Source organism: Psychromonas sp. L1A2, assembly GCF_009828855.1.
In the GTDB taxonomy this organism is placed as follows: domain Bacteria; phylum Pseudomonadota; class Gammaproteobacteria; order Enterobacterales; family Psychromonadaceae; genus Psychromonas.
Map to the genome: position 1 here is coordinate 710,991 of NZ_WUAG01000001.1, position 13,479 is coordinate 724,469.

General features: G+C 37.6%; 11 protein-coding genes and 4 tRNA genes. 8 read left to right on the plus strand and 7 right to left on the minus strand.

The genetic code is table 11. From position 1 onward, the window contains the following. The 7 genes from ybgF to GQR59_RS03150 all read left to right on the plus strand — a co-directional run bounded on the left by ybgF (position 1) and on the right by GQR59_RS03150 (position 3,782). Positions 1-744, plus strand: coding sequence for a tol-pal system protein YbgF (gene ybgF, locus GQR59_RS03120; RefSeq protein ID WP_160060673.1), 744 nt, complete (start codon positions 1-3; stop codon positions 742-744). Positions 745-1,082: 338 nt separating this feature from the next. After that, a tRNA-Lys gene (locus GQR59_RS03125) sits at positions 1,083-1,158 on the plus strand. Between the two features lie 69 nt (positions 1,159-1,227). After that, positions 1,228-1,303: transfer RNA gene (locus GQR59_RS03130), tRNA-Lys, on the plus strand. Between the two features lie 461 nt (positions 1,304-1,764). Further along, a tRNA-Lys gene (locus tag GQR59_RS03135) sits at positions 1,765-1,840 on the plus strand. Positions 1,841-1,979: 139 nt separating this feature from the next. After that, a tRNA-Lys gene (locus GQR59_RS03140) sits at positions 1,980-2,055 on the plus strand. Positions 2,056-2,161: 106 nt separating this feature from the next. After that, on the plus strand, positions 2,162-3,220 hold the full coding sequence (gene nadA, locus GQR59_RS03145) for a quinolinate synthase NadA (RefSeq protein WP_160060674.1): 1,059 nt from the start codon (positions 2,162-2,164) through the stop codon (positions 3,218-3,220). 61 nt (positions 3,221-3,281) lie between these two features. Then, positions 3,282-3,782: a DUF1456 family protein gene (locus GQR59_RS03150; protein ID WP_160060675.1), complete on the plus strand. Its 501-nt coding sequence runs from the start codon at positions 3,282-3,284 to the stop codon at positions 3,780-3,782. 100 nt (positions 3,783-3,882) lie between these two features. Here the strand turns inward: GQR59_RS03150 and nth are convergent, their stop codons facing one another. From nth to rsxA, 7 genes are read right to left on the minus strand one after another with little or no spacing between them, the layout of a single operon-like run. Next, the gene (gene nth / locus GQR59_RS03155) at positions 3,883-4,518 is read right to left on the minus strand and encodes an endonuclease III (RefSeq protein ID WP_160060676.1); all 636 of its coding nucleotides are present in this window, start codon (positions 4,516-4,518) and stop codon (positions 3,883-3,885) included. After that, a complete protein-coding gene (locus tag GQR59_RS03160) occupies positions 4,515-5,207 on the minus strand; it encodes an electron transport complex subunit E (RefSeq protein ID WP_160062352.1) in 693 nt (230 codons plus the stop codon). Before GQR59_RS03160 ends, nth begins: the two co-directional genes overlap by 4 nt. A 41-nt stretch (positions 5,208-5,248) precedes the next feature. After that, entirely contained in the window at positions 5,249-5,887 is a 639-nt protein-coding gene (gene rsxG, locus GQR59_RS03165; RefSeq protein ID WP_236546633.1) for an electron transport complex subunit RsxG, read from the minus strand. Further along, the gene (gene rsxD / locus GQR59_RS03170; RefSeq protein WP_160060677.1) at positions 5,884-6,939 is read right to left on the minus strand and encodes an electron transport complex subunit RsxD; all 1,056 of its coding nucleotides are present in this window, start codon (positions 6,937-6,939) and stop codon (positions 5,884-5,886) included. Before rsxD ends, rsxG begins: the two co-directional genes overlap by 4 nt. A 3-nt stretch (positions 6,940-6,942) precedes the next feature. Further along, positions 6,943-9,537 (minus strand): electron transport complex subunit RsxC, encoded by a 2,595-nt coding sequence (gene rsxC, locus GQR59_RS03175; protein WP_160060678.1) that lies wholly within the window; start codon positions 9,535-9,537, stop codon positions 6,943-6,945. A 1-nt stretch (position 9,538) separates the two neighbouring features. Further along, positions 9,539-10,111, minus strand: a complete 573-nt coding sequence (gene rsxB / locus GQR59_RS03180) for an electron transport complex subunit RsxB (RefSeq protein WP_025566163.1) — start codon at positions 10,109-10,111, stop codon at positions 9,539-9,541. Further along, positions 10,108-10,686 (minus strand): electron transport complex subunit RsxA, encoded by a 579-nt coding sequence (rsxA, locus tag GQR59_RS03185; protein WP_025566162.1) that lies wholly within the window; start codon positions 10,684-10,686, stop codon positions 10,108-10,110. The genes rsxB and rsxA overlap by 4 nt, the downstream gene beginning before the upstream one ends. Positions 10,687-11,081: 395 nt before the next feature. Here rsxA and nrdD point away from each other — a divergent pair, with 395 nt between their 5' ends. After that, positions 11,082-13,274: an anaerobic ribonucleoside-triphosphate reductase gene (gene nrdD, locus GQR59_RS03190; protein WP_160060679.1), complete on the plus strand. Its 2,193-nt coding sequence runs from the start codon at positions 11,082-11,084 to the stop codon at positions 13,272-13,274. Positions 13,275-13,479 lie beyond the last annotated feature (205 nt).

The following is a 13,479-nucleotide window of genomic DNA, read 5'->3' on the forward strand; positions in this document are numbered from 1 at the left end:
ATGAATAAACGTAATACTACAGCGGCCATTCTTGTGGCCGCTTTTTTCTCTTCGTCCATCTATGCTGCAGCACCTATTTCTGATGCAACTGTTAGCACAGCAAGTAATGCTGAGTTACTCAAACGCATGGATGAATTGACCCGTGTGATGACAATTCGCAATAAAATGCAAATTCGTTTTCAAACTCAAATTGATCAGCTTGGACAAGAAGTTAATCAAATCAAAGGTTCGATTGAAGTATTTAATAATCAATTAGAACAAATAGAAGACCGCCAACGTAATCTCTATCAAATGTTAGATGAACGTCAGCAAGGCTCTTCAACCAATCAATCTAATTCTGTACCAGACTCTAACTTATCTTCTGGTGATGGAACTGATAAAAGCGCATACCAATCAGCTGTAAATTTAGTACTTAATGACAAACAATATCAACAAGCTATTACTGCTTTTGAAGCCTTTGTTATTGATCATCCTAAATCAAGCTATGTACCTAATGCACAATATTGGTTAGGGCAGCTTTTATATAAAGAGAAAAAGCGTAAAGAAGCTAAAACTGCTTTTTTAGTCGTGACAGAGCAATATCCTGAATCGAATAAACGCGCTGATGCTTTGCTTAAAATTGGTATTATTGATGAATACTCAGGGGCAATTGACTCTGCTAAATCATATTATCAAAAAACGATTACTGAATACCCAAGTTCTTCTGCTGCGAGCTTAGCGGATAAACGTCTTAAAGCGCTTTAATTTTATTCATATAATTCCATTTTATAGTGTGAGAATTATATATTGTTTAATTTCTCGGCAGATGAATTAAAAGTCGCAATTTTTTGTTGCGCTATTAAAAAAATTCTATATTATACGCCGCAGTTGAGAGGGACATGTGACTTAGCTCATGTTGTAACTTTTAATGAAAAGCTCAGTTGGTAGAGCTATTTATCTATTTAATTTTAAAATAGATCTTAAATAAAAACCAAACCGTATATCTTGTATATCGGTGTCTAGTTCAGTTGGTAGAGCTACTAATGCACTTTTAATTTAAAAGTTGAATTAGAAATTAAAACCAAACCATATAGTTTATATATGGGCCGTTAGCTCAGTTGGTAGAGCAGTGGACTTTTAATCCATTTGTCGAAGGTTCAAATCCTTCACGGCCCACCACTTTTTTAAAGTGTTATATGAATTAGCTCAGTTGGTAGAGTTTAAAACCAAACCATATGATTTATATATGGGCCGTTAGCTCAGTTGGTAGAGCAGTGGACTTTTAATCCATTTGTCGAAGGTTCAAATCCTTCACGGCCCACCACTTTTTTAAAGTGTTATATGAATTAGCTCAGTTGGTAGAGCTATTGATGCACTTTTAATTTAAAAGTAAATTAGAAATTAAAACCAAACCATATAGTTTATATATGGATAGTTAGCTCAGTTGGTAGAGCTATTGATGCACTTTTAATTTAAAAGTAAATTAGAAATTAAAACCAAACCATATAGTTTATATATGGATAGTTAGCTCAGTTGGTAGAGCTATTGATGCACTTTTAATTTAAAAGTGAATTAGAAATTAAAACCAAACTATATAGTTTATATATGGATAGTTAGCTCAGTTGGTAGAGCTGCTAAGACTCTTTTAATTTAGAAGTGAATTAGAAATTAAAACCAAACCATATAGTTTATATATGGATAGTTAGTTCAGTTGGTAGAGCTATTGATGCACTTTTAATTTAAAAGTGAATTAGAAATTAAAACCAAACCATATGATTTATATATGGGCCGTTAGCTCAGTTGGTAGAGCAGTGGACTTTTAATCCATTTGTCGAAGGTTCAAATCCTTCACGGCCCACCACTTTTCCTTTAAAAGTGTAGTAATAAATTATAATCATATCTTAATGATATGGTCCGTTAGCTCAGTTGGTAGAGCTATTGATGCACTTTTAGTTTAAAAGTGAATTAGAAATTAAAACCAAATCATATCTTTACGATATGGGCCGTTAGCTCAGTTGGTAGAGCAGTGGACTTTTAATCCATTTGTCGAAGGTTCAAATCCTTCACGGCCCACCACTTCTTGTATATATCCTTTGTTTTAAATCCTTTAAAATATTTCATTACAATTTGTTATTCAAATTGCTATAATTTGCACCCATTTTTCTATATCTAAGAGTTAAGAATGAGTCAGTTATCTCCGCTTGTTGGATCCGCTTACCCTTTTCCAGGTAAACCCGTCCAATTATCCGTTCAGGAACAAATCGATTATAAAGCTAAAATAAAAAATCTGCTTATCGAAAAAGATGCGGTACTTGTTGCTCATTACTATACTGATCCTGAAATCCAAGCTTTAGCTGAAGAAACCGGAGGCTATGTTGCTGACTCGTTAGAGATGGCTCGTTTTGGTCGAGATCATGAAGCTAAAACACTTATTATTGCTGGTGTTCGTTTTATGGGCGAAACCGCAAAAATTTTAACCCCACATAAAACCGTTTTAATGCCTGAACTTGAAGCGACTTGTTCACTTGATGTTGGTTGCCCTGTTGATGAGTTCTCAGATTTTTGTGAGCAACACCCTGATAGAGTTGTGGTTGTCTATGCAAACACCTCTGCAGCCGTTAAGGCGCGTGCAGATTGGGTTGTTACTTCAAGTATTGCATTAGAAATAGTAGAGCATCTTGATAGTGAAGGTAAGAAAATAATTTGGGGACCAGATCGTCATTTAGGTAGCTATATTGAACGTAAAACTAAAGCTGATATGATCATGTGGCAGGGCGACTGTATTGTTCACGATGAATTTAAAGCAAGTGCTTTACGTGATATGAAAGCCGTTCATCCAGACGCTGCTGTTTTAGTGCATCCTGAATCTCCAGAGAGTGTTGTACAATTAGCCGATGCGGTTGGTTCTACGAGTCAATTAATTAAGGCTGCGCAAACATTACCAAATAAAAAGCTGATTGTTGCTACTGACACGGGTATTTTTTACAAAATGCAACAAGCTTGTCCAGATAAAGAAATGATGGCGGCTCCTACTGCAGGAAACGGCGCAACTTGTCGTAGTTGTGCTCATTGTCCTTGGATGGCTATGAATGGCTTAAAATCAATATACAACGCATTGGTTGATGCTTCTGGGCATGAGATTGATGTGGATCCTAATGTTGCTAAAGGTGCATTAGTTTCTTTAGATAGAATGTTAGACTTTGCAGCAGAGCAACAGTTAAAAGTACAAGGTAACGCGTAAGCGTTTTATGTTAAGTGCTGTATTACTCAGTGCTTATTTTCACTCAAAAAATTGAGAATATATGATTACTAATGATGTTTTACGACGTGTACGTTATGCACTGCAATTAAACGATACGAAGATGCTGGCTATTTTTGCTTCTGTTGATAATGAAATGAACGAAGATTTCTTGCATAGCATTATGGCTAAAGAAGAAGCTGAAGGTTATATATTCTGTCGTGATAGCGTACTTTCGTTATTTCTTGACGGTTTAATTTATGAAAAGCGTGGACGTAAAGAAGGTGCTGTTCCTGCGGTATTGCCTGCTAAAGCAGTATTGTCTAACAATGATATTCTTCGTAAATTACGTATTGCTTTAAACTTTAAAGATGAAGATATGCTTAATGCATTAAAACTAGCTAACTTTCCTGTTTCTAAGGGCGAGCTATCTGCTTTATTTAGAAAGTCAGATCACCGTAACTTTAAGCCGTGTGGTGACCAATTACTGCGTCGCTTTATTGACGGTATTACAGTGCAATTCCGTGGTACAACACCAAGTACTGATGCTGTTGAAACTGAATAAACATAGTCTACTTTTATAGTTAATAAAAAACCGAGTTAATTAACTCGGTTTTTTTTACGCTTTTATTTGTAGATGATACGTTATACTTAGAGCATGAACATTAATGTTCTGTTTTATCTTTAAACTCACAAAGATCTTCTATTAAGCATGAGCCGCAGCGAGGCTTTCGAGCAATACAAGTATAGCGTCCATGTAGAATCAACCAATGGTGCACATCAACCTTAAACTCCGCAGGGACCACTTTTAAAAGCTTTTGCTCTACATCATCAACATTCTTGCCCATTGCTAACTTAGTTCGATTAGCAACACGAAATATATGCGTATCAACAGCAATAGTTGGCCAACCAAAAGCAGTATTTAAGACCACATTTGCTGTTTTTCTGCCAACTCCTGGTAAAGCAACCAACGCTTCTCTGTTTTCAGGCACTTCACTATTATGTAAGTCGATTAACATTTTGCAGGCTTTATTAACGTTTTCAGCTTTACTATTATATAAACCAATGGTTTTTATATAACTCTTAAGGCCATCAACGCCTAATGCATAAATAGCTTCTGGTGTATTGGCGACAGGAAATAATTTATCGGTCGCTTTATTAACGCTGACATCTGTTGCTTGTGCAGAGAGTGTTACAGCAACTAATAATTCAAAAGGAGAACTAAAGTTTAACTCAGTTTCAGGATGAGGGTTGTTATCTCTCAATCGAGTTAAAATTTCTCTACGTTTTAATGTATTCATTTGTTTATTATCTTATTATCGATGGTGTTTTTTAGAGCAATAATAAGCCCCATAATGATGAAAGCGCCTGGTGGTAATGCAGCGAGTAAAAAGCTTGTGTCAGTGTTGTAAAGTGTCACCGTCATAAAACTAGACCAATCACCTAATAGAGTTTCTATTCCATCAAACAAGGTGCCTTGCGCTAATATTTCACGGGTTGCACCCAGTAATATCAATACTGCGGTGAAACCTAAACCCATCATTAACCCATCAAAAGCAGAGTGCTTAACATTGTTTTTAGAGGCAAATGCTTCCGCACGGCCAATGATCATACAGTTAGTTACAATCAATGGGATAAAAATTCCCAGTGATAAATAAAGTTGGTAGGTATAAGCATTCATTAATAATTGGATACAACTTACTAACGAAGCAATGATCATTACAAAAACAGGGATACGAATCGCTTTAGGGACATGGTGTCGAATTAACGAAATAAGAACATTTGAAGAAATAACAACAAATAGCGTAGCTAGTCCTAGGCCTAATGCATTAGTTAGCGTATTGGTTACCGCTAACAAAGGACATAATCCTAATAATTGAACTATGCCTGGATTGTTTTTCCATAAGCCTTGTAGACTTAACTCTTTATAAACAGCGGGATCATTAATAGATTCGATTACAACTTCTTCAGCTGCAATTTCATCGTTCATGTCCATATCTTTTGTTGTGTTATGTACAGTTTCTTGGGTCATTATTTATCTCCGCAATTTGCAGGTGTGTTAAATAATTGTGTTTTATTTTGTTCAAAGTAGATAAGCGTATCTCTCACTGCATGAACCACTGCTCGTGGTGTGATCGTTGCACCAGTGAACGCATCAAAGCTTCCACCATCTTTTTTAACTTCCCAATTATCATCAGCTGAATCTTGGTATTCTTGCCCATCAAAAGATAGTATCCAATCGGATTTATTGGTTTGTATTTTATCACCTAATCCAGGCGTTTCAGTATGGCTATTAATACGAACACCTGCCACTGTGCCATCGGTATAAATGCCAACAAGTAGCTTTATTTCTCCTGAGTAACCTTTAAAGGTACTGGTTTGAATTAAAGCTGCGACTGGTTTGTTATACTTAGTTGCAATAAAAATTTGTTTTGGTATTTCATCGCCTAATAATTCACTATCCACAACAGTAAAACACGTTTCGATTATTTTATTATCGTAACGATCTGGTTTAATCAGTTCATTTATATTGTTTTGTAATGCAATTTGCTCTTGTTCTAAAATAATAGGTCGCGTTAACACACTAATTAATGCAATTGCACCTGTACAAACAATGGCAAAAATAGCTAATAACAACGCATTTCGGCTGATCGCAGGTAACATCATCATTTACGTCTTCTCCCATAAACCTTAGGTTTACTGTAATAATCAATTAACGGTACACACATATTGGCTAGTAATACAGCAAAGGCTACGGCATCAGGGTAACCACCGACGTTGCGTATCACCACAACTAATAACGCACATAATAATCCATAGACAATACGGCCTTTGACTGTGGTGCTTGCCGTTACTGGGTCAGTTAAAATAAAGAAAGCTCCGAGCATAGTGGCACCAGAAAATAGGTGGTATAGCGGTGATGAATAAAGATCAGGGTCACTAGCAAAAGGAATAAATGAGAACACAATCATACCCACTAAAAAACTAATAGGGATATACCACAAGATGATTTGTTTTTTTAATAATAAAAGACCGCCAGCTAAGAAAGCTAAGTTAACCCATTGACTTCCTTGTAAAGAGTCCGAACTAAATAGAGTTGTTTTAAGTGTTTCTGAAATAGTTTCACCGGAATGGAGTGCATTTCGAATAGTTTCCAATGGTGTTGCTAAAGTATAGCCATCAATAGATGTTTTTATTTGCGTTACGCTATAACCATCAATGCTAAAACCCGTAAAAATCAAACTTAAGATGTCATTAAAAGTGACTGGAAATGCCTGCATAGATTGCACTGGCAACCAAGCTGTCATCTGCACAGGAAAAGAGATTAATAATAAGACGTATCCCGCCATCGCAGGGTTAAAAATATTTTGACCTAATCCGCCGTAAAGGTGCTTAACAATAATAATAGAAAAAATAGTACCAATAACGATCACCCACCATGGCGCAAGAGAGGGAATTGATATGGCCAATAAAACTGCAGTGACTACTGCTGTATAATCTTTAATACTTTTTAATATAGAACGTTTACGTAGCGCTAAGAAAGCCGCTTCCGCTAATAATGCAGTAATAACGGCGAGTGCTATCTGCACATAAATTGCTAAACCGAATAAATAACTATGAACAAGGATACCAGGCAGTAATGCAAAAATAACCATTTTCATTATTTCTGGAGTACGGCGTTTTATTTGTTGGTGTGGCGATGTTGAACTAAAAAATGCCATGGTTTATTGATCCTTCTGCGCCAGTTTTTTGGCTTTTGCTTTGGCAATAACTGCCGCTATTTTTGCTTTTTTATCATCAACAGCCACATTATCATGCGATGCTTTCTCTGTTGCTTCGACAGTATTGGCTGGATTATTTTTTTTAGTACCGTTCTCTGTCTGATGACTATCTTGTTGGTTCGTCTCTATGTCACTATTCTCAATCGAGCCATTATTAGCTTGTTCTGCTAATTGTTGTTTGTGTAAACGAGCTTGTTCTTTGCGTAACTTACGTTGTTTAATCACTTCAGTATTATCCGGCTCTGTTAATACTTCAGTTGTCTCTCTTTGTTCTTTCTCGATGGCTTGCGCTGCTAGTTTTTTAGCTTTAGCGCGTGCTATTGCAGCTGCAATCGATGCTTTTTTAGGATCAACATCTGGTGCTTGTTCAACGTCATTCGTTTCAACTGACGTATTCTCAGCAGATGCTTTTGCTCGTTTTTTAGCTTTAGCACGGGCTACTGCAGCTGAAATCGCTGCTTTCTTAGGATCAATTTCTGATCCTTGTTGAACGTCATTTGTTTCAAGTGACGTATTTTCAGCAGATGCTTTTGCTAGTTTTTTGGCTTTCGCTCGTGCTATTGCGGCTGCAACTGCTGCTTTTTTAGGGTCAACATCTGGTGCTTGTTCAATATCACTCGTTTCAACTGACGTATTCTCAGCTGATGCTTTTGCTAGTTTTTTGGCTTTCGCTCGTGCTATTGCGGCTGCAACTGCTGCTTTTTTAGGATCAACATCTGGTGCTTGTTCAATATCACTCGTTTCAACTGACGTATTTTCAGCGGAAGCATTTGCTAGTTTTTTAGCTTTAGCACGGGCTATTGCGGCTGCAACTGCTGCTTTTTTAGGATCAACATCTGGTGCTTGTTCAGCATCATTCGTTTCAACTGGCGTACTTTCAATGGAAGCATTGGCTAGTTTTTTAGCTTTCGCTCGTGCTATTGCGGCAGCTACTTGGCTATTTTGAGCTGTTGGTTTAGCTTCTGCTTCTGTGCTTTGTTTCTTCGCTTTTGCTCGCGCAAGTGCAGCTGCAACAAGATCTTCACCACCATTATCACTTTTCATTTGCTGCTTACGTTTTTCTGCGGCAAGTTTATGTTTTAACAGACGTTGTTGTTTTTCAGTCTCTAAACGTAACTCTCTGTCTTCATGGCGTTTGCGTGCAATCGCTGCTTTATCTGCCTCTTCTTTGGCCGTTCTTATTTGTGCTTTAGAAACGCGATAATATTCAACTAACGGAATATGGCTTGGACAAACATAAGCGCAAGCACCGCATTCAATGCAGGCTGATAGATCGTATTCTTCTAATTTTTTATGGTCCTCGCTTTGAGAATACCAAAGCAGTTGTTGTGGTAATAATTCCACCGGACAAGCCTCAGCACATTCACTACAGCGAATACAATTCATCTCTTCTTCTGGAGCAGGCAGTTCTTTCTCTGTAGGTGCCAAAATACAGTTGCAGATTTTACTGACAGGCGCAGAGGTGTCGGTTATGGTGAATCCCATCATTGGACCACCAATAACTAACTTTTGATGGTGAAGAGCATTTAACCAATACTTATCTAACAAATATTGTATCGGGGTACCAATGCGAACACTGGCATTACCTTTACGTGCAAAAGCATCGCCAGTGATGGTAACAATACGGGAAACAAGAGACTTACCGTTAATAACTGCTTCTTTTACAGCAAATACGGTTCCCACATTAAGCATGACAATGCCAAGCTCTGACGAATGCTTACCGATTGGTGTTTGTTCACCGGTTAATACTTCGATAAGTTGTTTCGCACTACCTGACGGATAACGCGTCGGGACAATACTTAAAACGATATTTTCTCTTTCCGCTTCTGGCAATGCCTGCCATGACTTTTTAAATGCTTCAATTGCTTCTGGTTTATTATCTTCAATGGCAAAAGACATAAGTTTAGGCTTTAAAATATGATGCATTATTTTCATGCCCTCGATGATTTCATCGGCATGTTCTTGCACTAAACGGTCATCAGAGGTGATGTAAGGTTCACATTCAATTGCGTTGACGATCAGTAAGCGGTTTTCGCTATGTGCTAATTTTAAGTGAGTAGCAAAACCTGCTCCACCCAACCCAACAACACCAGCTTGTTGTACAGCCTCTATCAAGGTCGCTGGTATTTCTTTGCGGTAATCCTCAAAACCCTGCGAAGGAAAAGGTCTATCTAGGCCGTCGGTATCAATAACAACTGATAACACAGGTAAACCCGAAGGGTGGCAATCTGTTCGTGGTTCAATTGCTTTAACCGTTCCAGAACTACTTGCGTGTTGTACTACTAACGCACCATACACTTTCGTTAAAGGTTGGCCTTTTAAAACGCTATCACCGACTTCTACTAATAACTGAGGAGTGTGACCTTTTTGTTCAACAGCAATAATTAACTCATCAGGAATACCCGCGTCAGTTATCGCCGTTTGATTACTTTGCTGTTTGTTTTGTACCGGGTGGACGCCGCCATGAAAGTCCCACATTTTCCCCGCTGCAATTTGTTCTAATTTTTCGTCACTTAATAAATTACTAGGCTGTGTCATGTTACGGCTCGTCATTACGGTCAGTTGAGATAGTTTTTGTTGGGATTGTTTGTAAGTTCCACTGCCAGTTTTGAGTGGTAATTTGAATCGGTAACATATCAATACAGTCAGTTGGACAAGGTGCTACACATAATTCACAACCGGTACATTCATCGGTGATCACCGTATGCATTTGTCTTGTTGCGCCTAAAATTGCGTCAACAGGGCAAGCTTGGATACACTTAGTACAGCCAATACATTCGTCTTCACGGATAAAAGCAATTAGTTTTGGTTTCTCTTCACCATCTAATTTTTTAGGTTCAATACCCATACGTTCAGCAAGCTGTAACATAACCGCTTCGCCACCGGGAGGACACTTATTGATGTCATCACCATCAGCAATCGCTTTTGCATAAGGTTTACAACCAGGGTAACCACATTGCCCACATTGAGTTTGTGGCAACATTGCATCTAATTCTTCAACGATTGGATCTTCTTTAACTTTAAATTTAATCGATGAGTAACCTAATAAAGAGCCAAAAATAAGCCCTAAAACCCCGAGAGTTAATATCGCAATAATAATACTAATGATCATTTAATTAACCCAGTGAAACCCATGAATGCTAACGACATTAACCCTGCTGTGATCATCGCGATAGAAGCGCCTTTAAAAGGAACTGGAACGTCAGCCGCACTTAAACGTTCACGAATCGAAGAGAATAAAACCAATACTAAAGAGAAACCAACACCCGCACCAAAGCCATAGATAACTGATTGTGTAAAATTATGCTGTTCTGTCAGATTTAATAGCGCTAAACCAAGAATGGCACAGTTGGTTGTGATCAGTGGTAAAAAAATACCTAATAAACGATACAGAGTAGGGCTCGTTTTGTGCATTACCATTTCAGTAAATTGCACCACCACAGCGATGACTAAAATGAAGCTTAAGGTTTGTAGGTACTGTAAACCTAATGGCACCAATAAATACGTATTAACGATATACGAAAGCGCAGCTGTTAACGTTAATACAAACGTCGTCGCCAGTGACATCCCAACAGCCGTTTCAATTTTATTTGAAACGCCCATAAACGGACATAAGCCTAAGAACTTCACTAACACAAAGTTATTGACTAACACTGTGCCAAAAAAGAGTAAAAAATAATCGCTCATAAATAATAATTCCACTACTAAAGTAGGTGATTTAAGCTGGAAAAGGATCGGTATTGTAACAACAAAAGTGCACAAGTTCAGTGGAAAAATTAGATCATTTTTTAGCTATTTATGCATTGACCATTTGAATGCAAGGTCAATGAAAAATCACATCTAATAATTAACTCATCACGCGTTTTATTTAACTAAAAATGACACTCGTAAATGGATAACCAAGTCGCCATCATTTTTTTATTAATATTTTTTATTCAATGTCGCCTTGCTTAATTTTATCTATTTCAGTTCATTAATTAAATGATTTTTTTAAAATTGATTCACATCAATGATCTATATGTAGTGTCTAGTATAGTTCTACCTTACTATATATTGTGTTTTTGTTCTTTCTGGAGTGATGTATGAAACCTGTTGTGATAAAGCGAGATGGTAGCCAAGTACCTTTTAATGCTCTGCGTATTAGTGAGGCCATTTTGAAAGCCTCTGGTGCCGCTCGCTGTAAAGACGTTGATGCCTTTGGGATTGCAGCAGAAATTGAAGAAGGCCTAAAAGGGCAAGAACAAGTTGATATTCACCATATTCAAGATGCAGTAGAAACTTGTTTAATGACACATGGCCATATTGAACTAGCACGTATTTATATAGAGTATCGTCACGATAGAGATATTGTGCGAGAACGTAAGAGTCATTTAAACAACGAAATTGAAGGCTTAATCCAACAAAGTAACGCATTACTGTTAAATGAAAACGCTAATAAAGACGGCAAAGTGATCCCAACACAGCGTGACCTATTAGCAGGTATTGTCGCTAAACATTATGCTAAATCTTATATTTTATCTCGTGATGTAGTGAAAGCGCATGAACGAGGAGAAATTCATTATCATGATTTAGATTACGCGCCGTTTTTCCCGATGTTCAACTGCATGTTAATTGATATTAAAGGTATGTTTACCCAAGGGTTTAAAATGGGGAATGCTGAAATTGAGCAGCCAAAATCAATCTCAACAGCAACGGCAGTAACGGCACAAATCATTGCTCAAGTGGCTAGCCATATTTATGGTGGCACCACTATTAATGGCATAGATACAATATTAGCTCCTTATGTGACTAAAAGTTTTGAAAAACATTTAAAAACAGCACAACAGTGGAACATTACTGACGCGCATGCCTATGCAACAGAGCAAACAGAAATCGAATGTTATAACGCTTTTCAATCATTAGAGTATGAAGTTAACACACTACATACGGCTAACGGACAAACCCCTTTTGTCACTTTTGGTTTTGGTTTGGGGGCTGATTGGCAGTCGCGTTTAATTCAGCAATCTATTTTAAAAAATCGTATTGCGGGGTTAGGAAAAAATCGTAAAACTGCTATTTTCCCTAAACTGGTGTTTGCGATTAAAGATGGTTTAAACCATAAAGAAGATGATCAAAACTACGATATTAAACAACTTGCCTTAGAATGCGCATCGAAACGCATGTACCCAGATATTTTAAATTACGACAAAGTAGTGGAAGTGACTGGTTCTTTTAAAACGCCAATGGGTTGCCGTAGTTTCTTAGATCGCTATGTCGAAAAAACTAACAACACAACAGACAGTGATAAAGCAAGTAACAATAAAACAGACAACGAACAAAACAGCCATAATGCAGAAGACGAGTTAATCCATGATGGTCGTAATAACCTTGGTGTAGTGAGTATCAACCTACCGCGCATTGCTTTAGAGGCAGAGGGAAGTGAATTACGCTTTTATACTTTGTTAGAGGCTCGTTTAACATTAGCTAAAAAAGCATTAGACACGCGAATTGAAAGACTAAGTGAAGTTAAAGCCAGTGTTGCACCTATTTTATATATGGAAGGTGCTTGTGGCGTTCGTTTAAAAGCTGATGATTGCGTTGCTGAAATCTTTAAAAACGGTCGAGCTTCCATTTCATTAGGCTATATCGGATTACATGAAACCATCAATGCATTATACGGCACCGATTCACACATTTTTGACAGTAAAATAAAACAACAAAAAGCATTACAAATCATTACGCGTTTAAAACAAGCAACTGAGCAATGGTCACAACAATCAGGTTATGCTTTTAGTCTGTATTCAACGCCATCAGAAAACTTATGCGATCGCTTCTGCCGTTTAGATGCCAAACAATTTGGTGTATTAGACGGGGTGACAGACAAAGGTTATTACACCAACTCTTTTCATTTAGACGTAGAGAAGGCAGTCAACCCTTACGATAAGTTAGATTTTGAAATGGCTTATCCACCGATCGCCAGCGGTGGTTTCATCTGTTACGGCGAATATCCCAACATGCAGCATAACTTGAAAGCATTGGAAGATGTTTGGGATTACAGTTACACGCGCGTTCCTTATTACGGTACGAATACACCGATTGATGAATGTTATGAGTGTCATTTTACAGGCGAGTTTGATTGTACCAGTAAGGGATTTGTGTGCCCGAGTTGTGGTAATTCTGATCCTGAAAAGGTAGCGGTAACTCGTAGGGTTTGTGGGTATTTGGGGAGTCCTGATGCTCGGCCGTTTAATGAAGGGAAACAAGAGGAAGTGAAGCGCAGGGTTAAGCATTTGTAGTTTTTTGTTTTTATATTAGATTGATTTTAATTATATTTATTTTGTAAAGAAATTGTTTATAAAGTATCTTAATTTAAAATGATTCATCTGCGCTCATCGAAGCTGTAAGTTATTTCTTTCTTTGATTTTCGCCCTTAAGGCAGTCTCGATTGAAGAACCGAAACGTAGTTTCGCAGTCTGAAAAAGTAAGATTCTTTGCACGAGC

What these genes read in the sequence shown, in the direction of transcription:
- rsxA (WP_025566162.1), bottom strand. Translation starts at nt 10,686, where the DNA reads ATGAGCGATTATTTTTTACTCTTTTTTGGCACAGTGTTAGTCAATAAC.
- rsxB (WP_025566163.1), bottom strand. Translation starts at nt 10,111, where the DNA reads ATGATCATTAGTATTATTATTGCGATATTAACTCTCGGGGTTTTAGGG.
- nrdD (WP_160060679.1), top strand. Translation starts at nt 11,082, where the DNA reads ATGAAACCTGTTGTGATAAAGCGAGATGGTAGCCAAGTACCTTTTAAT.
- nadA (WP_160060674.1), top strand. Translation starts at nt 2,162, where the DNA reads ATGAGTCAGTTATCTCCGCTTGTTGGATCCGCTTACCCTTTTCCAGGT.
- nth (WP_160060676.1), bottom strand. Translation starts at nt 4,518, where the DNA reads ATGAATACATTAAAACGTAGAGAAATTTTAACTCGATTGAGAGATAAC.
- GQR59_RS03150 (WP_160060675.1), top strand. Translation starts at nt 3,282, where the DNA reads ATGATTACTAATGATGTTTTACGACGTGTACGTTATGCACTGCAATTA.
- rsxG (WP_236546633.1), bottom strand. Translation starts at nt 5,887, where the DNA reads ATGATGATGTTACCTGCGATCAGCCGAAATGCGTTGTTATTAGCTATT.
- GQR59_RS03160 (WP_160062352.1), bottom strand. Translation starts at nt 5,207, where the DNA reads ATGAACGATGAAATTGCAGCTGAAGAAGTTGTAATCGAATCTATTAAT.
- rsxC (WP_160060678.1), bottom strand. Translation starts at nt 9,537, where the DNA reads ATGACACAGCCTAGTAATTTATTAAGTGACGAAAAATTAGAACAAATT.
- ybgF (WP_160060673.1), top strand. Translation starts at nt 1, where the DNA reads ATGAATAAACGTAATACTACAGCGGCCATTCTTGTGGCCGCTTTTTTC.
- rsxD (WP_160060677.1), bottom strand. Translation starts at nt 6,939, where the DNA reads ATGGCATTTTTTAGTTCAACATCGCCACACCAACAAATAAAACGCCGT.